Genomic DNA, 25,601 nt, shown 5'->3' on the forward strand with positions numbered 1-25,601 from the left:
TCCGTTGATCAACGCGAATGCAGGTTGACGGATGTGAAGTATTTTTTGTTGATTTCTTCATAGGTGCCGTCGGCAAGAATGTCCTCCAGCGCCTTGTTGAAGATTTCTTTCAAATCCTGGTCTTCCTTACGGATACCAATACCTTCGCCAGCACCAAACCATTCTTCCGGTGCAAATGCATCCGATACGAATGCATATCCGGCGGCGTCATCAGACTCTACCCATTTCAAAAGTACGCCGGAATCAGCCAGGGTCACGTCGATACGACCAGCAACCAGATCGAGCAACGCGTTGTCCTGGGTGTCATAAAGACGGATTTCAACGCCCGGGAAGTTATCTTCGAGGAACGAAGAATGCGTGGTCGAACGCTGGACACCAACGACCATGCCATCGAGTGCATCTTCAACAACTTCACCATCGGCATAGGCATTGACTTCCATGCCTTCTTTACCAACGAAAACGGCCGGGCTGGCGCTGTAATAGTTGGTGAAATCGATCGAACGTTTCCGTTCTTCGGTGATCGACATCTGGGCGATAATGGCATCGTATTTTTTAGCCAACAGGCCAGGAATCATGCCGTCCCAGTCCTGCGTGACAATTTCGCAGGTCAAGCCAGCTGATTCACAAAGAGCATTTGCAATATCAACATCAAAACCGATTGCCTTGCCGTTGGCATCAATCTCGTTAAACGGGGGGTAAGCCCCCTCGGTCGCAATAACAACTTTTTCCCATGCGGCATTTGCCGCAGAAGCACTCATTGCCACGCCAAGCGCAGCAGCGGTTGCAACCTTGATCCATTTTTTCATTCATAGTCTCCCTTGTTGATTGGAACAGCACGCAATTCTTACGGCTATTCTTGGACGGCTGCATATCAATGCAGCTGTCACCCCAGATCAGAAATCACGCTGAAGAAATTGTTTCATGCGGTCTGATTTTGGATTCTCGAAAACTTCTTTCGGGGCGCCGAACTCTTCGACGCATCCTTGATGCAGATACATCACGTGGCTCGATACCCCTTTGGCAAACCCCATTTCATGGGTCACCACAAGCATTGTGCGGCCTTCTTCTGCCAGATCTGTCATGACACGTAAAACTTCGCCAACCAGTTCCGGGTCGAGTGCGGATGTTGGTTCATCAAACAGAAGAACTTCGGGCTCAATGGCAAGTGCGCGTGCAATTGCCGCGCGCTGTTGTTGCCCGCCAGAAACATGGCCCGGATAGTAATCGCGACGCTCGTACATGCCAACTTTATGCAGCAGCGCATCCGCGCGTTCGATGGCTTCCTTTTTCGGAATGCCCAGAACATGTACAGGTGCTTCGATCACGTTTTCCAGAATGGTCAAATGGCTCCAGAGGTTAAAGCTCTGAAACACCATCGCCAATTTGGTGCGAATACGTTGGAGTTGTTTTTTGTCGGCTGCATCCTGACTGCCGTCCTTGAGGGTGCGCATGCGGATCAATTCCCCATGAACAAGGACGTTCCCAGCGTTCGGGGTCTCAAGAAGGTTAATGCAGCGCAAAAATGTGCTTTTGCCAGAGCCTGAAGAACCAATGATGGAAATTACATCGCCAGTGTTGGCTGTCAAATCAATGCCCTTGAGAACTTCGTGGTCCCCAAAACTTTTGAACATCCCTTCAACCTGCAAGGCGGGTATGTTTTTGCTCATATCGAGTTAAAAATTCCCCTGTTGAAAGTTCTGAAATTCGAATTCGTCTTTAACATCCGCAACCGGATGTCCCCCTACAATTCACGCAGTAGCGTTCCTTGTGGGGTAAATAATTGCCTGTCGGTCGCAGGTATTTCCACTGGTTTTTGCAGTTTTATGAAGAAATCTACGACTTTGCCTGCTTTATAAGCACTTTGCGCAATCTTCCCGCAAAAATCGTGCATCAGTACGTGTTTTTACGCAATAAAAAACCACTTAAAAATATTGGATTATCTGATGAATGGCTGAATTTTGCGGGTGGAAACTGTCGTCGAAACGATCATAACATGCAAAATGCCCTCGGTTACAACAAACCCGGTCCCATTTTCGATGGAACCGGGTTTGCAAAAAAGTGCTTCGTCGTGGATCAGGGGAATTCACTGATTACTGCGCACCGATTTTAAGAAGCCGAGAACCTCATCTCGTAGCCGGTGGGCTAGGGACCGCATATCATTTGAAGATTGCAGTAAGGAATTGGCTTCTTCACTTACCATGGTCGATGCCGCCGACACGGCGCTAACGTTTTGCGATACTTCCTGCGTGCCCGATGCAGCGCGAGACACACTATCGGCAATTTCCTGAGTTGCCGCTCCTTGCTGTTCGACAGCAGCTGCGATGGCATTGCAGAATTCGTTGATCCGTCCAATCGTTGCAGAAATGGAGTCAATTTCGGAAACAGACCGATTGGATGATCCCTGAATGCCGTCTACCTGTGTCTGAATATCGCCGGTTGCCTTATCGGTTTGATTGGCAAGTGATTTAACCTCACCCGCGACAACCGCGAACCCCTTGCCAGCATCGCCCGCACGTGCTGCTTCAATGGTTGCATTGAGCGCAAGAAGGTTGGTCTGACCTGCAATGTCTTGAATAAGACCAACCACCTTGCCAATCCGTTCGGCGGATTCGGCCAGTTCCGTTACCGTCGCACTTGTGTTGCTAACACCGTTCACAGCTTCATTGGCAACATCAATCGACTGGGTGACCTGTGCGGCAATCTCGCGGATGGCAGCAGAAAGTTGTTCTGTCGCCGACGCGACGGCCTGAACATTTTCACTTGTCCGAATGGCGGCTTCGGACACGGCAGATGCCCGTGTATTCGATTCATTGGCATTCGCCGTTAGCTGTGTCGCTACGTTTTGCGTGTGTTCGGCTGCTTCCGCCACTGTTTCAACAATTGAAAGAACAGATTTTTCGAAATTGTCGGCCATCTGATTGAGGGCCTGTCTTCGATCTTCTGCAGCCCGTTTTGTTGCTTCTTCATTTTCATGGGCAAGGCGGTCAACCTCTGCTGCATTGGTTTTGAACACAAGAACGGCAGCCGCCATTGCCCCGATTTCATCCTTAAGTTCAGTGCCTGGCACTTCAATGTCATGTTCGCCTTTGGCCAGACGTGTCATCGCAGACGTCATGCTCAAGACCGGGCGTGAAACCCAAATACGCACTAGGATGCCCATAAGGCCCATGATCGCCAAGACGGCAATAATCGCGGTGATAATCCCGGTGTAGCGAAATTCGGTTAAGGATGCATAGGCCGCATTTTTATCAAGAGCAAATCCAAGGTACCATTTAACCGACGGAAGCCCGTTTACCTTAAAGAATGTGAACAGCTGATCGCCGGTACCATTAAGAACATTGTCCATTCCCTCGGTAACCGTCGGGGTATCGGTTGGAAAGACTTCCTCGATGGGTTTGAGCGTAAAATCTGCATTGGGATGAATAAGAATTGTCCCCTGATCGTTAACAAGGAAGCTGTAGCCAATTCCGCCCAGATCGATGCTACGCACAAGGTCGCCGAGGATTGTGATGTCAATATCACCGCCAACAACGCCAAGCAGGCTCGTGCCGTCAAATACCGGTGTTGTTGCGGTTACGATCAATTGCCCCGTTGAGGCATCCTCGTACGGTTCAGTCAATGTGCTGTCACCAATCGCGACGGCATCGCTATACCATGGACGCTTGCGTGGATCATAATCTGCGGGCAATTCCTCGGATGGATACATCGTCATGATGCCATCGGCACTGCCGAAATATGAAAAGATAAAGGATTCTGAAAGGGCTTCGCCACTCGCGAGTTCGCTAACATTTTCAGGTGAACTGTCACGTGCAATATTGTTCGCCAGACTTTCCACCAGCAATCTTCGCCCATCAAGCCAGTTGGCTATGCCCGCTGTTGCCAGAGAACCGCTTTCAGTCAACTTGGACTGCAGAGCGTCTTGGATTGAATTGCGCTGCTGATAGTCGAAGTAGAGGATAAAGGCGACAAACGTCGCGACGACGATCATTGCTGCGGCCAGCAATATTCTACTTCCAATATTCAACCCCATGGCCCCAAACCTTTTAAAAATGCCAATTCTTCTTCAGGTTGGGTCGATTACAGGGCTTTGCAAGCCACTAATTGGCTGATTTTAAAGTTACATAAGAAAAATATGCGGTATTCTTATTTCCCTATGAAATACGAGACGTACGACCAAAGTATCAGGGGCGCAGAGATCGACATCACTTTTCAAATGAAGCGTTTTACCTATTGATAATGTAGCGCATTGCCTTCAACCTTTGGTTTCCCCATATGAGGAAATGGCTTTGGGGGCAAAGTCTTAAAAATTACCGTCAATCGGAGGAAATAAATGAAACGCGCATTATTTGCAGGGATGGCTGTCGCGTTCGCGTTCGGGAGCACCGCAGCCGTTGCACAGGATCGTGCAGGTTGGCCTGACAGCTTTACTGTCGGCACCGCTTCTCAGGGCGGAACGTTTTTCGCATATGGTTCTGGCTGGGCAAACCTTGTTGCCGAAGAGCTTGGCATTTCCGGTGGTGGTGAAGTCACCGGTGGTCCGATGCAAAACATGGCATTGGTTCACACCGGTGAAGCAGCCTTTGGCATGACCACAATGGGCCCAGCAGCAGAATCACTTGCTGGCACCAACCCGATTGCACCGGGCGTTCAGATGACCAACGCATGTGCAATGTTCCCGATGTATCAGACACCGTTCTCGATCACCGCACTTTCGTCTTCTGGGATTAAGTCCGTTGCCGAAATTCCGGATGGTGCAAAAATTGGTTTTGGTCCAGCAGGCTCCACCTCGGACACCTATTTCCCGCGGATGCTGGAAGAACTGGGTGTTAATTTCGAGCGTCGTAATGGTGGGTGGTCCGACCTTGGTGGCCAGCTTCAGGATGGATTGCTTGACGTAATCGCGTTCGCAGCCGGTGTCCCGGTTCCGGCCGTGAGCCAGCTTGAAGTCCAGACCGATGTTAACATCATCGAGTTCACTGCTGATGAACAGCAAAAGATCATGGATGCCTTCCCGGTATCCGAATTTGATATTGCAGCAGACACCTACACCACGCTGACGGCACCGGCACGTTCAGTGTCGATGTGGAACTTTGCAATTGCCAATTGCGATCTTCCGGAAAGCTTTGTCTATGCCGCAACCGACGTTGTGATGTCGGACAATGATCGCATGGTCTCAATTCACCGTGCGGCACGTTCGACTGTTCCTGCCAACTGGGATAAAAACAAAGTCATGAAGTGGCATCCGGGTGCTGCGAAGTGGTTTAACGAAAATGGTGCGAACATTCCCGCAGACATGATCAAATAAATCACGCCTGAGAATGTCGATAAAGCGGGCCGTCCAAGGATGGCGGCCCGCTTTTTTTCAATTGCCGCATAAAGTGGCCAAAAAACAATGAACCAAGAGTGTGGGGAAACCTGATGACCGAAAAAAGCCAGGTTGAAGACGAACCTCTCATCGCTGAAGGCGTGGATGATGAACCGGTTGAAAGCAATCGCCGTCTTTTTGAGGGCAGGGGACTAACCTTCATCACCCTGGCCGCTGCGATCTATGCGGCCTTTCATATGCTTGCCCTGAATGGGGTATCTTTGTCAGGTATGACAGGCGGCCTGGTTGATCTTGCATTCTTGCCCGATTTCCCACTTGAAACGTGGAATTTCCGCATAGTCCATGTAGCAGGTGCTTTAGCACTTGGTTTTCTGTGGTATTCGGCAAACAGTTTTGTCGAAGACAACAGCAGCGAGACGCCGCTTTTGGGGTATCTTTCCTACGTCTTGCTCGTACCCGCCTTTGTCGCCGTTGGAACCGCCGTCAGTTTTGCCTTTGAAATTGACAATGGAGTCATGTGGAATGGCATTGATGCAGGCATTAAATTCAATGAAACATGGCTGTTTGGACTGCCATTGATGGTGGCGACCGTTGGGGGCATTGTCCTTTCATGGTTCCATAAAACCAGTCGCGAAAAATATTCCCCACCAGATTTCGTGCTGACTGTCTGTGGTCTGGCTGTTGCACTCTATTTGATTACGATTTACGGCACCTTGATGCGCAACTCTACCGGCACGCCGTTTGCCCCAATCGGTATTTCGATTGCGGCGGTATCGGGGACGCTTTTGATCATGGAGCTCACACGCCGGGTTGCGGGCCTTGCACTTGTGATCATCGCAACAATCTTTTTGTGCTACGTCTTCATTGGCGAGTTTCTGCCGGGATTCCTGCAATCACCTGCTGTCACGTGGCAGCGTTTCTTTAGTCAGGTTTACACTGATGCCGGCATTCTTGGTCCAACAACGGCCGTTTCATCGACTTACATCATTCTGTTCATCATCTTTGCAGCATTCCTTCAGGCATCAAAGGTTGGCGATTATTTCGTCAACTTTGCCTTCTCGGTTGCGGGGCGGGCACGGGGTGGCCCGGCAAAGGTTGCGATTTTCGCATCGGGTTTGATGGGCATGATCAATGGCACGTCGGCGGGCAACGTTGTTGCGACCGGGTCGTTGACCATTCCGTTAATGAAAAAGGTGGGTTACCACAAGAAAACAGCTGGTGCGATTGAGGCTGCGGCCTCGACCGGCGGGCAGATCATGCCGCCGATCATGGGGGCAGGTGCCTTCATCATGGCCGAGATCACGGGCATTCCCTATACCGAGATCGCGATTGCCGCAATTATTCCGGCCATCCTTTATTTCGTTTCGATCTATTTCATGGTCGATTTCGAAGCCGCCAAGCTTGGTATGCGCGGCATGAGAGAAGACGAACTGCCGCGCTTTAACCAAATGATCAAAAAGGTATTTCTTTTCCTTCCGATCATCATCCTGATCATCGCCCTTTTCATGGGCTATTCGGTCATTCGTGCGGGTACTTTGGCTACCGTGGCAGCGGTCGTTGTCAGTTGGCTGACCCCCCACAGGGTTGGCATTAAATCGGTTGCCAAGGCATTCGAACTGGCGGGGGCAATGTCGATCCAGATCATCGCAGTTTGTGCCTGTGCCGGTATCATTGTCGGGGTTATCGCCCTGACAGGTGTTGGCGCGCGGTTCTCCAACCTTCTGCTTGGTTTGGCCGAAGCATCTCAGCTATTGGCGCTAGTGTTTGCGATGATGATTGCCATTCTTTTAGGCATGGGGATGCCAACAACGGCGGCGTATGCGGTTGCGGCATCTGTGGTTGCGCCAGGGTTAATTGAGCTTGGAATTGAACCGCTTACGGCACATTTCTTCGTGTTTTACTTTGCGGTTGTTTCGGCAATTACACCGCCCGTAGCACTCGCGTCTTATGCGGCCGCCGGTATATCCGGCGCCAATCCGATGGAAACATCAATGGCATCGTTCAAGATCGGCATTGCTGCCTTTATCGTGCCGTTCATGTTCTTCTATAACTCCGCCATTTTGATGGACGGTACCTATCTGCAGATAGGCCAGGCGCTGGTAACGGCCATTGCCGGCGTGTTCTTGTTGTCTTCTGGCGTGCAGGGCTGGTTCCTTGGTCGAACCGCGGTCTGGTTCCTGCGTATTGCATTGGTGGCAGCTGCCCTATTCATGATCGAAGGCGGTATTCTGACCGATCTGATCGGTATTGGGATTGCCATTGCGACCTTCTTCATCCAACGGATCGTTAACCCAAAACCGGGAACGACGTTCCGAACAGGTGGTGCGGACTAACCTTCTGCACACCACCCTAAACGACAAAAGCGCACCAAAATCTGGTGCGCTTTTTCTTTGGCGATCAAGGCTGTAATGATCAAGCAGTGTTATTCCGCGACCTTTTTTACAAACTCTGATTTCAGGCCCATTTGCCCAATGCCCGGTATTTTGCAATCGATATCATGATCGCCACCGACAAGGCGGATATTCTTCACCTTGGTGCCAACTTTGACAACGGACGAAGATCCCTTGACCTTGAGGTCCTTGATCACAGAAACGGTATCGCCATCCGCAAGGGGAGTGCCGTTGGAATCGCGAATGACATTTTCTGATGCCGCATCACCGCTTTCAGACCATTCATGTGCGCATTCTGGACAAATCAACAATTCACCATCTTCATAGGTGTAAGCTGACTGGCATTTAGGGCAGGGTGGTAGTTCGCTCATATCTTGGGCCTTTGTGATGTGGTTTGCGTTACTGCGAACACAGCCCGGCATCTTTCAGGCTGTTTGGCCTGTAAGGCTTTTTAGACATTTGATCTGAGCCGGAAGGAATGGCGGAGAGGGTGGGATTCGAACCCACGGTACCCGTAAAGGCACGACGGTTTTCAAGACCGTTGCATTCAACCGCTCTGCCACCTCTCCGCAAAATCGGTTGGAGCATATCGCTCTGGGCGCTTTCAATAAATTGGCAGTGCCTTACTGTCAATAGGGCAATCGCGTATTGTATCAAAAGCTGGTCAAAAAGCATCGATACAGTATGGTGGCCGCAACTCTGGATCGACTTTCATTAGGCTGATTTCTCGTGTTTTATTTTTTATCCAAAACCGTTGGCTACCTGATCGATATTGGATTGGTCCATGGCGTTATTCTGTTGCTGCTTGTGCTGTTGCTATGTCTGAAGCGAACCCGCCGGTTTGCCGTTATGTCGTTGATTGGCATTACCGTCATGACGGTTTTGATCACAATCATCCCCGTTGGGGGATTTCTGTCACATACGCTTGAAACACGTTTTGCCAAGCCAGACCTTGATCATACCGAGTTTGCTGGCGTTATTACCTTGTCTGGCACTATTGATCCCGCCAGCTACCTAGATCGAGGCGATGTGCAGTTTTTAAGCGCCCCGGACCGCGTGTTTACGATGTTGCGCCTTGCCCATCGTCATCCTGACAAACCGGTGATTTTTACGGGAAAGGACGGCGTCTTGGTTGATCGTGGGTTTAGTGAAGCGGAAGTCTTGCAGAAATGGCTAAGCGATTCGCGCCTGCGAACCCCGAACATGTATTTTGAGACCGAAGCACGTAACACACATGAGAATGCTGTGAACACGCGCACATTGGTCTTTGGCCGTTGGCCGGAAAAATCACAAAAGCCTTGGGTCTTGGTGACTTCAGCGGATCATATGCCACGCGCTGTTGGTGTTTTCCGCCAAGCGGGATGGAAAATTATTGCCTATCCGGTCGGAAGATTCACTTCTGATGACCTTCATTTAGCAAGTCTTAACGTCTCAGGCGGTATCAGATCCCTAAGCCATGGTCTGCGTGAATGGGCTGGATTGACCGCCTATTACTGGACCGGGCGAACAGATGAATGGTTTCCTGGGCCGATGCCTAAGGAGGCTGGTAACTGATATCTTGGATGAGGCTTTTGATGAAATTCTGGAAACTCCTGACTGCCGCTTCCGCACTTGCCGTAATCACCGCAAGCGCGCCTGCCTTTGCGCAGACTGACGAAAAGCTTCCGGAATTCACCACTGAAGGGTTCGAAGACTGGCTTGTCGCCTTTAAAAAAGAAGCTGCTGCCAAGGGCATTTCAGATCCGACGCTTGAAATCGCGTTTGCCAACACCAAACCGATCCCGAAGGTCATTGAATATGACCGCAGCCAGCCTGAATTCAAACTGACGTTCGAGCAGTACCTTCAGCGCGTCGTGCCACAATCACGTATTAACGAAGGTCGCGCGAAATATGCAGAGAACCGCGCCGTCATTGATGCCGCGGCCAAGAAATATGGCGTGCCTGGTCAATATTTGACGGCGTTCTGGGGAATTGAAACCGGGTTTGGCCGCCATACGGGTGGTTACTCGGTGGTCGATTCACTTGCCACTCTGGCGTTCGAAGGCCGACGTGCGGAATACTTCCGCAAAGAGCTTATGAATGCGCTGACGATCATTGATGCCGGACATATTGCGGCTGAGGACATGACCGGATCATGGGCCGGTGCAATGGGGCAGGCCCAATTCATGCCATCGACCTTCCTGAACTACGCCCGTGATGGAAATGATGACGGGAAGATTGACCTCTGGGGCGCAAAGGAAGATGTCTTTGCCTCTGCAGCGAACTATCTTTCAACAGTTGGGTGGAAAGCGGATGAACGTTGGGGACGTAAAATTTCGCTCCCCAAGGATTTCGACAAGGAACTTGAAGGACGCGACATTCGCAAACCGATCAGCGAATGGCAAAAAGTTGGCGTGAGAATGCCAAATGGCAGTGATCTTCCAAAAGCGGACATGGATGCGTCGATTATCATCGTAAATGACGGTGAAGGTCCTGCTTATATGGTTTATAACAACTTCCACACCATCATGCATTGGAACCGGTCAACATACTTTGCAATTGCTGTTGGCACCTTGGCTGATGCAATCGCCGGGTACTAAGATCAAGCATACGCTATGTGATATTCAGTAACGGATGTTGCAAAGAACAGAGCATCTTTAAGCGGGGACACCTTGATGCCAGATACGAATAACAATGCGTTTCGACGGATGTTTACCAAAGGACGCATTGGTATCACTGCTGTTGCCTTGGGGGTGCTGCTTTCAGGTTGTGCCGAAACCCAGCTTGCCGTTCACGGGGTAAAACGCCTTGGGGGTGGTCAGTCACAGCCCACTCAGGTTGGGAACTATAAAATTGGCAACCCTTATGAAATTGCAGGGCAGTGGTACTATCCAGCAGTTGATTATGAGTATAGCGAGACGGGCATTGCTTCTTGGTATGGACCGAAATTCCATGGCAAGAAAACGGCAAATGGCGAAACTTTCGACCAGTACGAAATTTCAGCTGCCCACCGAACCCTTCCTTTGCCAAGCATCGTGCGTGTTACCAATCTTGAAAACGGGCGTTCACTAAAAGTGCGTGTTAATGATCGCGGCCCATTCGCACACAGCCGGATCATCGACATGTCGCGCCGCGCGGCCCAATTGCTCGGGTTTGAGAAAAAGGGCACCGCTAAGGTCCTTGTAGAAGTGGTTGAACTCGACAGCAGGCAGATTGCAGCCGTTGCAAAAGGCGAAGCCGCACCAACAGTCGCAGTATCAGCAGCCGAACAGAAAACTGTCACGGCGGCGCCACGCGATACTGTGGAAACAGTGCGTCTTGATGATGGTCCGATTACGGATAGCGGCGAACCAACCACATCCAAAATTATCCTGACGCCGCCAAGCACGCAGGCCACTGTTGAACAAACCTCCCTTGAAGGTACAATCGAGGAAGCAGCCGTCATCAGCGTAGAGCCGGTGACGACATCGGCAATTTATGTTCAGGCAGGTGCCTTTTCGATCTATGACAATGCGCTTAATCTACGCAACCGCCTGTATGACATGGGGCCAAGCAAGATAGAGCCAATTGAGGTTAAAGGGACGACATTTTACCGCGTTCGGTTGGGGCCGCTTAATACCGTTCCCGAAGCAGACATTCTGCTTGAACGGGTGATTGCGACAGGCCAGAACGGTGCAAAAGTTGTGGTCGAATGCGCAGAAAACGTTGGTGGAGCTCCGAAATCAAGCTCGGTTTGCTAGACATCGTTTATGTTTTTGATCTGTTTGCGAATGTCACATGGTCAAAAACCTACGCACCAAACAGATTTTTGTTTTATGAGAAAATTCTCAGACTGTTGCACAATTTTGCCGGATTTGCGACATAAGCAACAGCTTGAAGACGCCGGTCGCCCGGTACCACTGAATTCTAGTTTACAAGGTTAGGACGCTATGACTTTGATGCCGCCAATTCCGTTCAAGAAACGTCTGAACCGAGTAGTGGCAGGTGCTGCCATACTTGGGTCTATCATGGCGATGTCAATGACCAGCGCCTATGCCCTTGAGACTAACGCGCGCGAAGCTTTTATCATGGACTTTGATACCGGCACTGTTCTGTTGGACAAGGAAGGCGATACGCTGACCGAACCGGCCTCCATGACCAAAATGATGACTGTCCATATGCTGTTTAAGCATATCAAGGACGGCAGTGTATCGATGGATGATACGTTCCACGTCAGTGAAAAAGCCTGGCGCAAGGGCGGCTCCAAGATGTTTGTGGAGGTAAACTCCGACGTTTCGGTTTCCGACCTGCTGCATGGGATTATCGTTCAATCAGGAAATGATGCTGCCATTGTCGTCGCCGAAGGGCTGGCAGGGACCGAAGACGCCTTTGCCACTGAAATGACCGAAGAAGCCCGCAATATCGGCATGACCAAGTCGGTGTTTAAAAATGCGACTGGCTGGCCGGCAGAAGGGCATCTTGTCACCGTACATGACCTTGCTACACTGGCGCGCGATACAATTCGTAACTTTCCTGAACTCTACAAACTCTATTCAGTGAAAGAATTTACCTATAACGGCATTCGTCAGCCCAACCGCAACCCGCTTTTGGGGACCAGTGCTGGTGTTGACGGCCTTAAGACCGGCCATACTGAAACGGCGGGGTACGGCCTGACGGCTTCGGCAGAACGCGATGGTCGTCGTTTGATCCTTGTCGTGAATGGCCTTGGGTCGGTGCGTGAACGTCGTACCGAATCACAGAAACTTCTTGATTGGGGTTTCCGTGAGTTTGACAATTACGATCTGTTTGCCAAGGACGAAACAGTTGGTTCGGCCAATGTCTGGCTTGGTGCGGAAACAAAGGTTGACCTTGTTTCGGATAAGGACATTCTTCTGACCTTGCCACGCAGTGCGCGTAATGACATGAAAGTTTCCGTTGTTTACGAGGGACCGATCCCCGCACCGATTACCAAGGGCGCACAAGTCGCGTCGTTGAAAGTCGAAATGGCTGATCAGGAAACCCGTGAATTCCCGCTCTATGCCGCACATGATGTCGGCCGCCTTGGGTTCATTGGCCGCATTGGGGCTGCGATCAAATATCTGCTGTGGGGAGCAAACGGGTGAGTGAAAAGCCCGGCCTTTTCATCAGTTTTGAAGGCGGCGAAGGCAGCGGAAAAACCACTCAAATTCGGCGTCTTGAAGAATGGTTCCGCCATCAGGGACGCGATGTTGTCGTCACCCGCGAACCGGGTGGGTCACCTGGTGCTGAGGAAATCCGTAACCTGCTACTCACCGGCGATCCCGGTCGCTGGGATGCCGTGACTGAAGCTTTTTTGATGTTTGCTTCACGCCGTGATCATGTTGAACGCACCATTCGACCGGCCTTGGCCGATGGTAAAGTTGTTCTGTGTGATCGATTTGCCGACTCATCAGTTGCCTATCAGGGCTATGGCCATGGCTTGGGGGCTGAGTACATCCGCAATCTCTGGGCTTTGGCCATTGGCGATTTCAAACCGGATCTTACCTTGATCTTTGATCTGCCAATTGAAGTCGGTCTTGACCGGGCAGGGGCACGGTTTGCCAATGTCAGCGCTGCCGAAGATCGGTTTGAGCGCATGGGCGTCGAATTTCATCAGCGCCTGCGTGACGGGTTCAAGGAAATTTCGCAAACTGATGCGGATCGCTGCCGCATGATTGATGCTAACAGTGACATAGATACTGTCGCCGAACGAATGATTTCCGCGGTGAAAGACGGTCTAACCAGGCAGGGGAGCTAACCTTATGGCCCGTGCTGACGAGACGGAAACCGAAGACGACATTTTCTCCCCACGCAAAAACGATGCCTTTCTGGGCCACGAAGAGGCCGAGAAAACCATTCTGGATGCTTGGAACAGCAAACGCATGCATCATGCGTGGCTATTGTGCGGCCCACGCGGGGTTGGCAAAGCGACACTTGCCTACCGTACGGCGCGCTTTATCCTTTCAGGTGGGGGCGAGGACGGTGGTGCAGGGTTATTTGGTGACAGCCCAAACGGTCTTTACGTCAATCCGGAAAATCCAGTTTTTCGCCGTATCGCGGGTGGTGGGCACGGTGACCTTAAGGTCATTGAACGCAAATACGATGAAAAGAAAAAGCGTCTACAGGGCGAAATCACGGTAGACAGTGTGCGGACAGTTGGCAATTTTATGTCGAAAACCTCGGCCGAGGGCGGGTGGCGCGTTGTCATTGTCGATGCCGCAGACGAGCTTAACCGAAATGCAGCCAATGCGATCTTGAAGGTTCTGGAAGAACCGCCTGCCAACGCCCTGATGATCCTGGTTGCGCATCATCCGGGCCGGTTGTTGCCGACAATCCGGTCGCGCTGTCGCCGTCTTAATCTTGGGGCACTTGAAGAACATCAGGTTGTTGACCTTTTGGGGCGTTATTGCCCGGATATGGATCTTGGCGATCGTGATGCATTGTCTGGTTTGGCAGAAGGCAGTGTCGGCCGCGCCTTACAGCTTCACGAAGTTGGCGGGCTTGAGCTGTATACCGAATTGGTCACCCTTATTGCCGCACTCCCCAATGCAGATGTCGCCGGACAACACAAGTTTGCCGAACGTTTTTCCGCCGCCGATAAGGATGCATCGTTTGCGACAATCACTGAACTTTTGCATTGGTGGCTGGCACGGATGATCCGTTTTGCCGCGACTGGCCAAGCCCCACGTGAGATTGTTGACGGTGAATTACCAGCCATGCAGCGTATGGCTGCATCGCAACCGCTTGATCAATGGCTAGAGGTATGGGAAAAGATCAACGAATTGATGGGCGCGACCCGTGGTTTGCATCTTGATCGTAAACAAGCCTTGCTGAATGCATTCTTCATGCTTGAAGAAACCATGCGAAACTGACATCAACGACCAATAATCGAAATTTCGACCATCACGGCCCAATCGGGCCGTTTTGTTTCACGACTTGCGCGAAGGATTTGCGGCCATGACCGGGCACAAACAGCCCTATTACATCACGACACCGATCTATTACGTCAATGACAAGCCACATATTGGCCATGCCTATACCACCTTGGCATGTGACGTATTGGCCCGCTTTAAGCGCCTTGACGGTTTTGATGTGATGTTCCTGACTGGTACGGATGAACACGGTCAGAAAGTCGATAAATCTGCTGCGGCCAAAGGCATTGATCCGCAGACCTTTACCGATCAAGTGTCGCAGAACTTTCGCGATCTGGCCGGACACATGAATTTTTCCAATGACGATTTCATCCGCACCACGGAAGAACGCCATAAGAAAGCATGTCAGGCATTGTGGAATACGCTGCTCGAAAAGGGCGAGATTTATCTTGGCTCCTATGACGGCTGGTATTCGGTCCGCGACGAAGCATTCTACGCCGAAAAAGAACTGATCGAAAAAGACGGTGAAAAAATCGCACCGACGGGAGCCCCGGTCGAATGGGTGTCGGAACCGAGCTACTTCTTCAAGCTGTCGGCTTGGGGTGATCGTCTTTTGAAATTCTATGACGACAACCCCGATTTCATCGCACCACCTTCACGTCGTAACGAAGTCATCAGCTTTGTTAAGGGGGGCATGCACGATCTTTCGGTATCACGCACCAGCTTTAAATGGGGTGTGCCGGTACCGAATGATGAAGATCACGTCATGTATGTCTGGCTTGATGCGCTGACCAACTATTTGACCGCCATTGGCTATCCAGACGTCGATCCGGCTAAACTTGAAAAATTCTGGCCGGCTGACCTGCATATGGTTGGAAAAGACATCTTGCGCTTCCACGCTGTGTATTGGCCGGCATTCCTGCTTGCAGCGGGCATCGCTCCGCCCAAACGTGTGTTTGCGCACGGCTGGTGGACCAACGAAGGTCAGAAGATTTCGAAATCAATCGGCAACGTCATTGATCCTTATGATCTGACGGAACGCTATGGCCTTGATCAAACCCGTTATTTCCTGCTGCGCGAAGTCCCGTTTGGTAATGATGGTGATTTTGGCCATCGCGCCATGGTCAGCCGGATGAACAGTGAATTGGCCAACGACCTTGGCAATATGTGCCAGCGCGTGTTGTCGATGATCTATAAAAACTGCAATGCAGCGGTTCCGACGCCCGGTGAATTCACCGATGCTGACAAGGATATCCTTGGCAAAGCATACGACATGCTTGGTACCGTGCGTCCGCTGTTTGACGAACAGGCCTTCCACAAGGCACTTGAAGCAATCTGGAGCCTGGTGGGCGATGCCAATCGCTATGTCGATGAAATGGCGCCTTGGGGCCTAAAGAAAACCGATCCAGCACGCATGGAAACGGTTCTTTATGTTCTGGCCGAAGTCATCCGCCATGTCGGGATTCTTGTGCAACCGATTATGCCGGATTCTGCTGCCAAGATTCTTGATCTTCTGGTTCTTGCCGATGACAAACGCGGCTTTGAAACCCTTGGTCCTGATCACGCATTGGCAGTTGGCACCGAGTTACCCAAACCGGAAGGCGTCTTCCCACGCTTTGTTGACCCGGAAGCCGAAGGAGAGAAGGCATGAATGTCGCCCTTGTCGACAGCCACTGCCATCTGGACTACCCGCAATTTTCCGATGATTTTGCCGGAACCATCGCGCGTGCGAAAAATGCCGGTGTTGGCATGATGGTCAGCATCGGCGTGAAACTGACGACATTCGATCAGGTTCGTGCGGTTGCCGCGCAGGCAGACCATATTTATTGCACGATCGGGGTTCATCCGCACGAGGCGGGCGAGGAGGGGATATCAACCCCCGACGCCCTGATCGAAAAGGCGTCTGATCCCAAAATCATTGGTATCGGTGAAAGCGGCCTTGATTATTTCTATGATAATGCCCCGCGAGATGCACAGCAGGAAAGCTTCCGTGCGCATATCGCGGCCTGTCGTGAAACCGGGTTGCCCTTGATCGTTCACACCCGGGACGCGGATGATGACACGATGGATATTCTTGAAGAAGAATATGAAAAGGGGCCGTTTCCCGGCCTTATCCATTGTTTTTCAAGTTCTGCGGCCTTGGCGCAACGAGCCTTGAAAATCGGATTTTACATTTCGTGTTCGGGCATCATCACGTTTAATTCCGCCAAGGAAATCCGTGCCGCCCTTGAAGATGTACCGCTGGATCGGTTGCTGGTTGAGACAGATGCGCCGTATCTGGCACCTGTACCAAAACGCGGCAAACCCAATGAACCCAGTTATGTTGCCCATACGGCGGCAAAACTGGCGGAAATTAAAGGTGTCAGCGTCGAAGAAATCGCCCGCATCACAACGGATAATTTCTTTAATCTGTTTACCAAGGCCGATCGCAATAACCTTCTGGCGCTGGGGGATAGCGCACAGTGACGAAAATAACCATTTTGGGCTGTGGATCATCAAATGGTGTGCCATCTGTTGGCCTGGGATGGGGGCAGTGCGACCCGAAAAACCCTAAAAACCGACGCTTGCGCAGCTCAATCCTGATAGAGGAAGCCGGCAAGAAGATACTGGTAGATGTAACACCTGATTTTCGTCAGCAAGCATTGTCTCACGATATCAATCATCTTGACGCAATCCTGTTTACACATGCGCATGCCGACCACGTCCATGGTATTGACGATGTGCGTTGGCTCAATGTTGCAATGGGACAACCGATCGACATTTACGCATCGGCGCAGACAATCTCGGACATTGATCATCGGTTTGCTTATGTCTTTACGCCGCTTCCTGATGGCGTCGCGTTCTTTTTTAAACCGGTACTGGTGCCGCATGTGATCTCTGGACCGTTTGAGGCAGCAGGGGTCCCAATAACAGTTTTCTCTCAGGATCACGGCTACTGCGAGACGTTGGGCTTTAAGATCGGGAAGTTTGCCTATTCGACCGACGTGGTTGATTTCCCCGAGGCGTCCAAACAACACCTCTATGATCTTGATGTCTGGGTCGTCGATTGCCTGCGCCATAAACCGCACAACACACATGCCCATGTTGAAAAGCTGTTGAGCTGGGTTGAGGAATTCAAACCCAAGCAGGTCTATATGACCCACATGAGCATCCAGTTTGATTACGCGCAGGCGATGGCGGATACACCGTGCAATGTTGAACCTGCGTATGACGGGCTTGTTATTAACGTGAACTGATCAGAACGAGCGTTTCACGGAGCCGGATTGTTAGAGGAAAAAGGGCTCCGTTCTCCTATGCCGATTAGTTCTATAATATATATTATGACAAATAGTAACCAGCCGTAGCTTCAGCGCGCCCCAAACCCTACACTAAATGTCACATATCCACTCACGCCACCTATCAATTGATACTATTATGTTTTCTCCTGCCTGAAGCGATCAAACGCAACCGCAATGACAATAAATGCCCCAACGAATGTTCCTTGCCAGAATGTACTGATGCCTAACAGAATGAGGCTGTTTCGGATCACTTCAATTAATAGTGCCCCGATCACAGCCCCGAATGCAGTACCGCCGCCGCCAGCCAAATTAGCCCCACCAATCACAGCCGCAGCAATCACGGTCAACTCCATAGCTTGCCCCAGATTGGTCGTGACACCACCAAGCCAGCCCACTTCAAGAACACCTGCAATACCGGCCATCAGGCCAGAAAACATATAGACGCTGACTTTTATCCGCGCGACAGGGATACCGGTCAGAACAGCCGCATTCTCATTGCCCCCAATTGCGAACAAATGCTGCCCCCAGCGCAGCTGACGAAACGCGAAAGCCGTTATAACCGCTAGGATGATCAAAATGATCAGCGGATGTGGCAAACCAAATGTCGCGCCGCCGCCAAGCCACAGCAAAAAGTCATGGTCAGGACCAAATTCATAAATCATCTTGTTGTCCGACAACACCATGGCCAGACTACGCGCGATAGACAGCATACCGAGCGTGACGACAAACGGTGGCATCTTGGCATATGCGATCAGAACGCCATTTATTGCGCCAACAAGCATTGAAACCGAAAGTGCTGCGAGACACCCTACCCAGAACGGCATTCCCGCAGACATTATGACGCTTACAGTCATCGCAGAAATCACCAAGGTCGAGCCAACCGATAAATCAATGCCGCCCGAGGCAATGACCGCTGTCATGCCGAGCGCAATAATCCCGACAAACGCAAAGTTGCGTGTGACATTGAAAAGATTACGTTCCGTGGCAAAGCTGTCTGTGAGAATAGTTAATGCAAGACAGGCAAACACAGCAGCCATAAACACCCAGAAAATCTGCTGGCTTGTAATGCGCGCGATCAATCCGTGATGCTGTGAACGGTTAATGGCATCAGCAAGAGTAGGATCTGACATGCTCATTGTTCCTTTTTCATTTCCACTCATGCTGTTTCAATTGCCCCGGTAATCAGGCCTGTGATTTCTTCTGGCGACGAGTCTGACGCTTTTTTGTCGGCCACAAGTTCCCCACGCCGCAACACAACAACTTTATGAGCAACTTCAAATACATCGGGCATGCGATGGCTGATTAAAACCACTGCGATCCCATGATCACTCAATTGCCGGATCAGATTAAGAACCTCTGCGACCTGACGAACGGAAATCGCCGCTGTCGGCTCGTCCATCAGAACGATCTTTGCATCACTCAAAAGCGTTCTGGCAATTGCAACTGCCTGACGCTGCCCACCAGACATTCTGTGCACCAAATCACGTGGTCGGGTTTCTGACTTCAGACGTGCAAACAACTCAGCAGACCGTTTACGCATGAATGCATAGTCGACGATTTTTATCGGCCCGATTTTACGGGTCGGTTCGCGCCCCAAAAATACGTTCGAAGCGGCCGTCATATTGTTGCAGATTGCAAGATCCTGATAGACGACCTCGATACCAGCTTTTTGGGCATCCAATGGCTTGTGAAATACCGTTTTTTGATCAGAGATCAAAATATCACCAGAACTTGGTGCGAAATTGCCCGCAATGACTTTGACCAACGTGGATTTCCCAGCACCATTATCGCCCATAAGACCGACAACTTCCCCGGGCTCAATCGCCAAAGAAACGTCCCTAAGTGCCTGAATAGCCCCATAGCTTTTGGATATGTTTTTTAATTCCAAAACGTTCATTAATCCCCCCTCCTCTGCCGCCGTACCGATTTATCAGGCAATGCACAGAGTGCTTCTTATTGTGATTTATGATTTTTGCAGCAAACCCAAAGCGCGCTCAGTATTCTTTCTGTTGCGATAGGCAGCAAATTGCTGATCTGCCAAAACGCCAAGCAGGATAACAGCGCCCATCACTGCGAAGTTCAGCGAAGACGGAATTCCCAACAGGTTGACAAGATTTTGCAGTTCCTGCAGCAGCACGGCGCCAAGAACAATGCCAATCACAGATCCTTCGCCGCCACGAAGCGAACATCCGCCCAATACAGCCGCGGCAATCGCGTACAATTCATAAAAGTTGCCGTGCGATGACGGCTGAACAGACTTGGTGAACATCGCGAAATAGATCGCCGCGATAGACGCCAACACCGCACATATTACGTAAGCCGCGATGGTCACAAACCGGGTATTGATCCCTGAGAAACGTGCCGCTTCTTCATTCTTGCCGACTGCGCAAAGATGCCTACCAAAGACGGTATGGTGCAAAACAACCCACATGATTGCAGCAACGATCAGCATCGCAACAAACGAATGCGGCACGCCAAAGCTGCGCCCGATTGTTAGCCATTCAAGTTGCGGGTAGCTCGACCCGAATGGGAAACCAGCTGTAGATTCCGCCGTATATCCCCGCGCAATCCCGCGATAAATCAGCAACCCACATAGCGTCACGACAAATGGCTGCAGTTTAAACCGGGTTATTAAAACGCCGTGCGCTAGACCGATCACCACCCCCAACACAATCATCAGTGCGACGGCCAAAGGCCATGGAACGCCAAATTTGCCAACCATATCGACAAAAAGGACGCCCAGCAGGGCAATAACTGATCCAACAGAAAGATCAATGCCGCCCGTCATGATGACAAACCCCTGCCCAATGGCAAACAGTCCAAACAACCCAATCAGGTTTGCCGTATTACCAAGGTTAATTGGCGAAAGGAAAAGCGGGTTTCGCATGTAAACAATGATACCCACAACGATAATCAGAACTGCCAAACCGATGTCTTTTTTTTGCATTTCTCAGGCCTCTTCCAGTACCCTGCCAACGGCAAGATTAAGGACGCTACTTTCGGAAAATTTCAGGCGTGGCAATTCCCCAGTGATCACCCCGTCTTTCATTACGACAATCCTGTCTGAGACACCGATCACCTCTTCCATATCACTCGATATCATCATCACCCCTACTCCACGATCAGCCAGAGATCGCATCAAACTGTAAATCTCGGCTTTCGCCCCCACATCGATCCCGCGGGTTGGTTCATCGAAAATGATCACCTTCGGATCCATCGAAAGCCATTTTGCCAGAACGACTTTCTGTTGATTTCCGCCTGACATTTCATTGGCCGCGCGGCAAACATCATGTGTCTTGATCGACAAAGAACTCCGCTGCACCTCGGCCACTTCAATCTGGCGCTTTTGCGAAACCAGCCCGTGCGACGTAAAGGCCGAAAGACTGGCCATTGTAATGTTCTCAACCGTTGGAAAATCCAGAATTAATCCGGCACGTTTACGATCTTCTGGAACAAGATAAAGCCCGGCTGCAATCGCATCGGCCGGCGATTTCGCGTTTAAGTGCTGACCATCTATCAACACCTCTCCGCCAAGTTTTTGACCAACTCCAAATATGGCTTCGGCCAATTCCGTACGCCCGGCACCAATCAACCCTGCGACGCCAAGGATTTCGCCTGCCATCAGGTCGAAGCTTGCCGGACGATCAGGTTTGCTTTTGATGCAAAAGTTTCTGACCGACAGGATTGGTTTGGACGACATTTGTGCAGGTGGTGTGTAAAGCGCCTTCAGATCCCGTCCAATCATCATGTGGATCATGGCATCATGGGTAACGTCTTCACGTTCCAGTGTTCCCACATTATGGCCATCGCGCAAAACCACTGCGCGGTCGACGCATTCCTCAACCTCACCCAGACGATGGGAAATATAGACAACAGCAATCCCCTGCGCCTTTAGATCCGCGATCACCTTTAACAGCATATTGGTTTCAGACAGGGTAAGGCTTGACGTCGGTTCGTCCATGATGACCAACCGCGCATTCATCGATAAAGCCTTCGCAATCTCAAGCAACTGGCATTCCGCCAGCGACAAGGTCGAAACCGATGTGTCTGAGTGAAACCGTGCACCAACGCGATCAAGGAGCGGTTGCGTCAATTCATTCATGCGTTTTAGATCAGTAAGACGCAGCGGTCCCCTTACCTTTTCACGCCCCAAAAAGATATTGGCCGCAACATCCATGTTATCGAAAACATTCAGTTCCTGATGAACGAAAGCGATACCGGCTTGCTGTGACTGTTGAACATCGAACCGGAGATACTCCTGACCATCCAACATGATCCGTCCGGAAGTTGGCGCAATCAAGCCGCCTAGAATTTTCATGAGGGTTGATTTACCTGCCCCGTTTTCCCCAAGAAGGCCAACCACTTCACCAGCTTTGATCTGCAAAGACACGTCGTTCAATGCGACGACGCCTGGGTACACCTTAGTGACACCCTCCAGTCTTAGATCAAGCCTCTGCACTGCACTCATTACATTCGGCTCCCCAATGTCTTCGATATCAACAGAAGGTGCGAGTGGGCATGGCGGCAGTCTCATATCCGCACACCCCCACTCGCTAGGCAGGGGGAAGAAATTACCCGCCTATTCTTTCCTTAACGATGGCCTCGAATGCATCGACATTGGATTTATCGATCACTTTGGTGGGCACAATAATAAGACCATCATCTGGAACCTGCGATGTATCACCCTCCAGATAATCCGCCATCAGGTGCATGCCCTGATACCCCCACTGATAGGGGTCCTGAACCACCGTGCCGGCAAAGCTGCCCTCACGCACAGCCCCAAGGGTCACAGGGTCTTCGTCAAACGCAATGACAGTGACCTGCCCCAATTTTCCAGCTGCCTGCAATGCTTCGTAAATTTTAGGCGGGTTGTAGGAATAGAACCCAACCATGCAGTTGATGTCCGGGCTGGCCGCAAGTACGTCATCGACGTTTGAGCGCGCGCGGGCAAAGTCAACATCATCGCCGCGAACGTCAATGAGCTCGATCCCTGCCCCTTCGACTGCCTGACGGAACCCTGCAATACGTTCGATGGCGTTATCCGCACCAAGGAAACCGACAAAACCCATGCATTTTCCACCGTCTGGCATAGATTGCACCGCGATTTCACCAGCTTGAACACCAGCAGCGACGTTCGACGACCCCAAATAGGAGATACGGTCGCTTTGCGGCGCATCACTATCTGTGGTGAACAGCGGAACCTGGGCTGCAATGCGGTTAAACGCATCGATCGAGTTCTTCGGATCTGCCGATGAAATCATGATCGCATCGGTCCCGCCTGCAACCAAGTCATCCATCAATGCATTTTGGAGCGCAGCGGTCCCCTGTGCAGGATAGCGAAACTGCAACTCGTACTCCGGTAGCTCAGCCTGTGCAGCTTCAACACCCGCTTCGGCAAGTTTCCAAAAGTCAGATGCAGCATTAACCACAAAAGCCAGTTGTTGTTTTTCTTGTGCGAATGCTCCGCCTGCCAAAACCATCGACAAACTGAACGCCGCAACTGTTGATGCAATTTTCATTGTTAGTCCTCCCGATAAATTGCCAGCACATCTGTATTTATAAATTATCTTCGTGCTGATTAATTAATAATATAATTAATAATATTGGATCAAGCTATTTTCGTCAAAAAATCGTAAGTTGATATCTCAACTCAGACATTGACCCATTTTTGTTGGGCTTCGCTTGCGAAAATCGCGTCAAGGACGCGCATGGAGGCAATGGAATCTTCAATCCCGTATGGCAATGGTGTTTGCGTCAGAATTGCTTGGGCAAATTGCTCAGCCTGCTCGGTGTATTGATCACATGGCGGTATGACCTCGCACCCTGCCATGCTGCCGTCGAAACTTTCACCGTGATCAACGATTACGATTGTTTCCTCGCCTGCTGGCGCATTATAGGGAATCATGACCTCAGCACGGGCCTTTGTTCCGAACACATTTAACGTCTGGTACGGACATAATTGCGTCGACACAACGAAGGACAACTGCCGACCTCCCCCAAAGTCCGCAACGACACTCGCAGTGCGATCGGTCTTAAACTGCGGGTCGCGCTCGATCAACGCGGTTACCCGCAAGGGTTCCGTTTCGAACAGGAAACGGCCAGCAGTAATTGGGTAACACCCAATATCCATCATCGCACCACCCCCGTTTTCCGGGCGATTGCGAATGTTATTCTTATCATCATTAAAGTAACTGAAGGCCGCCTGAATGGCGCGCACCTGCCCCAGCTCTCCGCTTCGGACCATTTCGCGGAGACGAAGCCATTGTGGATGGTAGCGAACCATAAAGGCTTCGGTGACCATTACATCTTTTGGGCAACTGCGAAGCCGTTCGGCATCTTGCGCACTCAGTCCGATAGGTTTTTCACACAGCACGTGCTTGCCTGCTTTTGCCGCGGCTATTGTCCAGTCTACGTGCATATCATTTGGTAACGGGTTATAGATCGCGTCAATTTCCGGATCCGCAATCAAGGCCTCATACGACGCATATGTTTTTTGAATCCCAAGATCCCTAGCCGCCTGCGTTGCGCGCTCCACGCTCCGTGATGCAATCCCCAAAACATTCGAAGAAGCCGAGTTCTGAATTGCGGGTATCACCTTCTCCAGCCCAATATTGGCTGTCGAAAGAATGCCCCAGTTGATTTTTCTTGTTGCCACGCCCACTGCCTGCTTTGCCATAAGTTGATAAAATTGGGCCGGATCTGAAAAGCAGACCCGGCCCAGCTCATGATTTCTCGATGTTAGTTGTCCGCGCAGAAGCCCGGATCAGACTGATTGCAAACATCAAGCCCGGTGAACAGCGGATCATCGACTGATTTTCCGTTGATCAACTCGATCATGACGTCTGGCGCGCGGTAGCCCATTTCAAACGGACGCTGTCCGACCTGAGCATGGCTACGCCCATCACGGAAAGCCTGCGTCTGCGGAGGAAGCGTATCGCCTGCAATCAAAATCATGTCTTTGGATTTCAGACGATGCATCACCTGATCGGTGACTTGCGCATAGGCTTGTGGTGCAAACTGGGCCCATCCGCCAATCAGAATAAAGGCGTCCAAATCTGGATTTGCGGTAAAGGTATCTGCCATCTGCTGATTGGCCAGATCGACCTGGTCATTTGTAAATACAGGGCAACCCTCGATTTCCGTCCAGCCATTGGTGCTTTCAAGGCGCTCAATGCCTTTGGTGCCGGCAATCGTGTCCCGGAAGCCGGCGGCACGCGCATTAATATTGTCTGCGGCAACATTCCCCAACTGAAGACACACAGACCCACCAGACGGTTTCAATGCCATGGCTTCTTCGGCCATTTTGACACCCATCAGGTAGTTGTCCGTCCCCAGATAGGTCGTACGCAAATCGCGATCTTTTTCAAGGAAATCAGCATCGATCGTCATCACCGGCACATCCGGATTGATCTGACGGATGCGATTCGCCATTGCCGGCGCATTTGACGGTGAAATTGCAATCGCCGCAACACCACGGGTCAGTAGATCGTCGACGATCTGAACTTCACCTGCCTCGTCCGCACTTGAGGCGGGCCCTGTGTACAGGCACTCATATTCCGAGTCTTTGTTTTCGGACATCCACTTCTGACACCCCAGATTAATCTGCTCGAAAAAGGGGTTATCCAAGCCTTTAACTACAATGGCCAATGTCTTTTTATCATTGGCATTTGCGGCACCAACACCTGTCGCAAGAATCAACGCAGATGTGAGAGTTAATAACATCTTATTTTTCACGTTTCGCTCTCCCTAGTTGGTCTGG

23 protein-coding genes and 1 tRNA gene are annotated in these 25,601 nt (G+C 51.0%); 12 read left to right on the plus strand and 12 right to left on the minus strand.

All coding sequences use genetic code 11. The annotated features are described in order from the left end of the window. Positions 1 to 8: 8 nt before the first annotated feature. Both COO92_RS05165 and COO92_RS05170 read right to left on the minus strand, forming a co-directional pair. Positions 9 to 806, minus strand: coding sequence for a lysine/arginine/ornithine ABC transporter substrate-binding protein (locus tag COO92_RS05165; RefSeq protein WP_022730822.1), 798 nt, complete (start codon positions 804 to 806; stop codon positions 9 to 11). A gap of 87 nt (positions 807 to 893) precedes the next feature. Beyond that, positions 894 to 1,667, minus strand: a complete 774-nt coding sequence (locus COO92_RS05170) for an ABC transporter ATP-binding protein (protein ID WP_101300451.1) — start codon at positions 1,665 to 1,667, stop codon at positions 894 to 896. Between the two features lie 113 nt (positions 1,668 to 1,780). Here COO92_RS05170 and COO92_RS05175 point away from each other — a divergent pair, with 113 nt between their 5' ends. Beyond that, positions 1,781 to 2,110 (plus strand): hypothetical protein, encoded by a 330-nt coding sequence (locus tag COO92_RS05175; protein WP_133125046.1) that lies wholly within the window; start codon positions 1,781 to 1,783, stop codon positions 2,108 to 2,110. Here the strand turns inward: COO92_RS05175 and COO92_RS05180 are convergent. Further along, positions 2,084 to 4,030 carry a methyl-accepting chemotaxis protein gene (locus COO92_RS05180; protein ID WP_101300454.1) on the minus strand — a complete coding sequence of 649 codons (1,947 nt, stop codon included), beginning with the start codon at positions 4,028 to 4,030 and terminating at the stop codon, positions 2,084 to 2,086. The two genes, COO92_RS05175 and COO92_RS05180, sit on opposite strands and share 27 nt — an antisense overlap. Positions 4,031 to 4,330: 300 nt before the next feature. On the opposite strand from COO92_RS05180, the gene COO92_RS05185 reads away from it, so the two are divergent. Then, the gene (locus COO92_RS05185) at positions 4,331 to 5,305 is read left to right on the plus strand and encodes a TAXI family TRAP transporter solute-binding subunit (protein WP_101300455.1); all 975 of its coding nucleotides are present in this window, start codon (positions 4,331 to 4,333) and stop codon (positions 5,303 to 5,305) included. A gap of 113 nt (positions 5,306 to 5,418) precedes the next feature. Beyond that, positions 5,419 to 7,659, plus strand: a complete 2,241-nt coding sequence (locus tag COO92_RS05190) for a TRAP transporter permease (RefSeq protein ID WP_101300457.1) — start codon at positions 5,419 to 5,421, stop codon at positions 7,657 to 7,659. A gap of 89 nt (positions 7,660 to 7,748) precedes the next feature. On the opposite strand, the gene COO92_RS05195 is transcribed toward COO92_RS05190, so the two are convergent. Together COO92_RS05195 and COO92_RS05200 are read right to left on the minus strand one after the other, a co-directional pair. Continuing rightward, the gene (locus COO92_RS05195; RefSeq protein ID WP_101300939.1) at positions 7,749 to 8,087 is read right to left on the minus strand and encodes a zinc ribbon domain-containing protein YjdM; all 339 of its coding nucleotides are present in this window, start codon (positions 8,085 to 8,087) and stop codon (positions 7,749 to 7,751) included. A gap of 108 nt (positions 8,088 to 8,195) precedes the next feature. Continuing rightward, a tRNA-Ser gene (locus COO92_RS05200) sits at positions 8,196 to 8,285 on the minus strand. A gap of 304 nt (positions 8,286 to 8,589) precedes the next feature. On the opposite strand from COO92_RS05200, the gene COO92_RS05205 reads away from it, so the two are divergent. From COO92_RS05205 to COO92_RS05245, 9 genes are all read left to right on the plus strand, one after another. Then, entirely contained in the window at positions 8,590 to 9,270 is a 681-nt protein-coding gene (locus COO92_RS05205; protein ID WP_165792282.1) for a YdcF family protein, read from the plus strand. A gap of 20 nt (positions 9,271 to 9,290) precedes the next feature. Further along, positions 9,291 to 10,295, plus strand: coding sequence for a lytic murein transglycosylase (locus COO92_RS05210; RefSeq protein WP_101300461.1), 1,005 nt, complete (start codon positions 9,291 to 9,293; stop codon positions 10,293 to 10,295). Between the two features lie 75 nt (positions 10,296 to 10,370). Continuing rightward, entirely contained in the window at positions 10,371 to 11,435 is a 1,065-nt protein-coding gene (locus COO92_RS05215; protein ID WP_101300462.1) for a septal ring lytic transglycosylase RlpA family protein, read from the plus strand. Between the two features lie 279 nt (positions 11,436 to 11,714). Next, the gene (locus COO92_RS05220) at positions 11,715 to 12,797 is read left to right on the plus strand and encodes a D-alanyl-D-alanine carboxypeptidase family protein (protein ID WP_240626335.1); all 1,083 of its coding nucleotides are present in this window, start codon (positions 11,715 to 11,717) and stop codon (positions 12,795 to 12,797) included. After that, positions 12,794 to 13,450 (plus strand): dTMP kinase, encoded by a 657-nt coding sequence (gene tmk, locus COO92_RS05225; protein WP_101300465.1) that lies wholly within the window; start codon positions 12,794 to 12,796, stop codon positions 13,448 to 13,450. Before COO92_RS05220 ends, tmk begins: the two co-directional genes overlap by 4 nt. Positions 13,451 to 13,454: 4 nt before the next feature. Continuing rightward, on the plus strand, positions 13,455 to 14,564 hold the full coding sequence (locus tag COO92_RS05230) for a DNA polymerase III subunit delta' (protein ID WP_101300466.1): 1,110 nt from the start codon (positions 13,455 to 13,457) through the stop codon (positions 14,562 to 14,564). A gap of 85 nt (positions 14,565 to 14,649) precedes the next feature. Continuing rightward, positions 14,650 to 16,215, plus strand: a complete 1,566-nt coding sequence (gene metG / locus COO92_RS05235) for a methionine--tRNA ligase (RefSeq protein ID WP_101300467.1) — start codon at positions 14,650 to 14,652, stop codon at positions 16,213 to 16,215. Continuing rightward, positions 16,212 to 17,030: a TatD family hydrolase gene (locus COO92_RS05240; RefSeq protein ID WP_101300469.1), complete on the plus strand. Its 819-nt coding sequence runs from the start codon at positions 16,212 to 16,214 to the stop codon at positions 17,028 to 17,030. Before metG ends, COO92_RS05240 begins: the two co-directional genes overlap by 4 nt. Continuing rightward, the gene (locus tag COO92_RS05245; RefSeq protein ID WP_101300470.1) at positions 17,027 to 17,800 is read left to right on the plus strand and encodes an MBL fold metallo-hydrolase; all 774 of its coding nucleotides are present in this window, start codon (positions 17,027 to 17,029) and stop codon (positions 17,798 to 17,800) included. The genes COO92_RS05240 and COO92_RS05245 overlap by 4 nt, the downstream gene beginning before the upstream one ends. A 176-nt stretch (positions 17,801 to 17,976) precedes the next feature. Here COO92_RS05245 and COO92_RS05250 read toward each other — a convergent pair whose 3' ends face one another. The 7 genes from COO92_RS05250 to COO92_RS05280 all read right to left on the minus strand — a co-directional run bounded on the left by COO92_RS05250 (position 17,977) and on the right by COO92_RS05280 (position 25,564). Continuing rightward, positions 17,977 to 18,972, minus strand: coding sequence for an ABC transporter permease (locus tag COO92_RS05250; protein ID WP_206186362.1), 996 nt, complete (start codon positions 18,970 to 18,972; stop codon positions 17,977 to 17,979). A gap of 26 nt (positions 18,973 to 18,998) precedes the next feature. Continuing rightward, entirely contained in the window at positions 18,999 to 19,739 is a 741-nt protein-coding gene (locus tag COO92_RS05255; protein ID WP_101300471.1) for an ATP-binding cassette domain-containing protein, read from the minus strand. Positions 19,740 to 19,805: 66 nt separating this feature from the next. Next, entirely contained in the window at positions 19,806 to 20,789 is a 984-nt protein-coding gene (locus tag COO92_RS05260; protein WP_101300473.1) for an ABC transporter permease, read from the minus strand. Positions 20,790 to 20,792: 3 nt separating this feature from the next. Continuing rightward, the gene (locus tag COO92_RS05265; RefSeq protein ID WP_240626349.1) at positions 20,793 to 22,232 is read right to left on the minus strand and encodes a sugar ABC transporter ATP-binding protein; all 1,440 of its coding nucleotides are present in this window, start codon (positions 22,230 to 22,232) and stop codon (positions 20,793 to 20,795) included. A gap of 181 nt (positions 22,233 to 22,413) precedes the next feature. Further along, on the minus strand, positions 22,414 to 23,361 hold the full coding sequence (locus COO92_RS05270) for a sugar-binding protein (RefSeq protein WP_101300476.1): 948 nt from the start codon (positions 23,359 to 23,361) through the stop codon (positions 22,414 to 22,416). A gap of 131 nt (positions 23,362 to 23,492) precedes the next feature. Further along, a complete protein-coding gene (locus COO92_RS05275) occupies positions 23,493 to 24,497 on the minus strand; it encodes a Gfo/Idh/MocA family protein (protein WP_206186363.1) in 1,005 nt (334 codons plus the stop codon). 83 nt (positions 24,498 to 24,580) lie between these two features. Then, positions 24,581 to 25,564: a substrate-binding domain-containing protein gene (locus COO92_RS05280; protein ID WP_101300941.1), complete on the minus strand. Its 984-nt coding sequence runs from the start codon at positions 25,562 to 25,564 to the stop codon at positions 24,581 to 24,583. Positions 25,565 to 25,601: the final 37 nt, after the last annotated feature.

Origin of the sequence: Thalassospira lohafexi (genome assembly GCF_002844275.1) — a bacterium.
Taxonomy (GTDB): domain Bacteria; phylum Pseudomonadota; class Alphaproteobacteria; order Rhodospirillales; family Thalassospiraceae; genus Thalassospira; species Thalassospira lohafexi.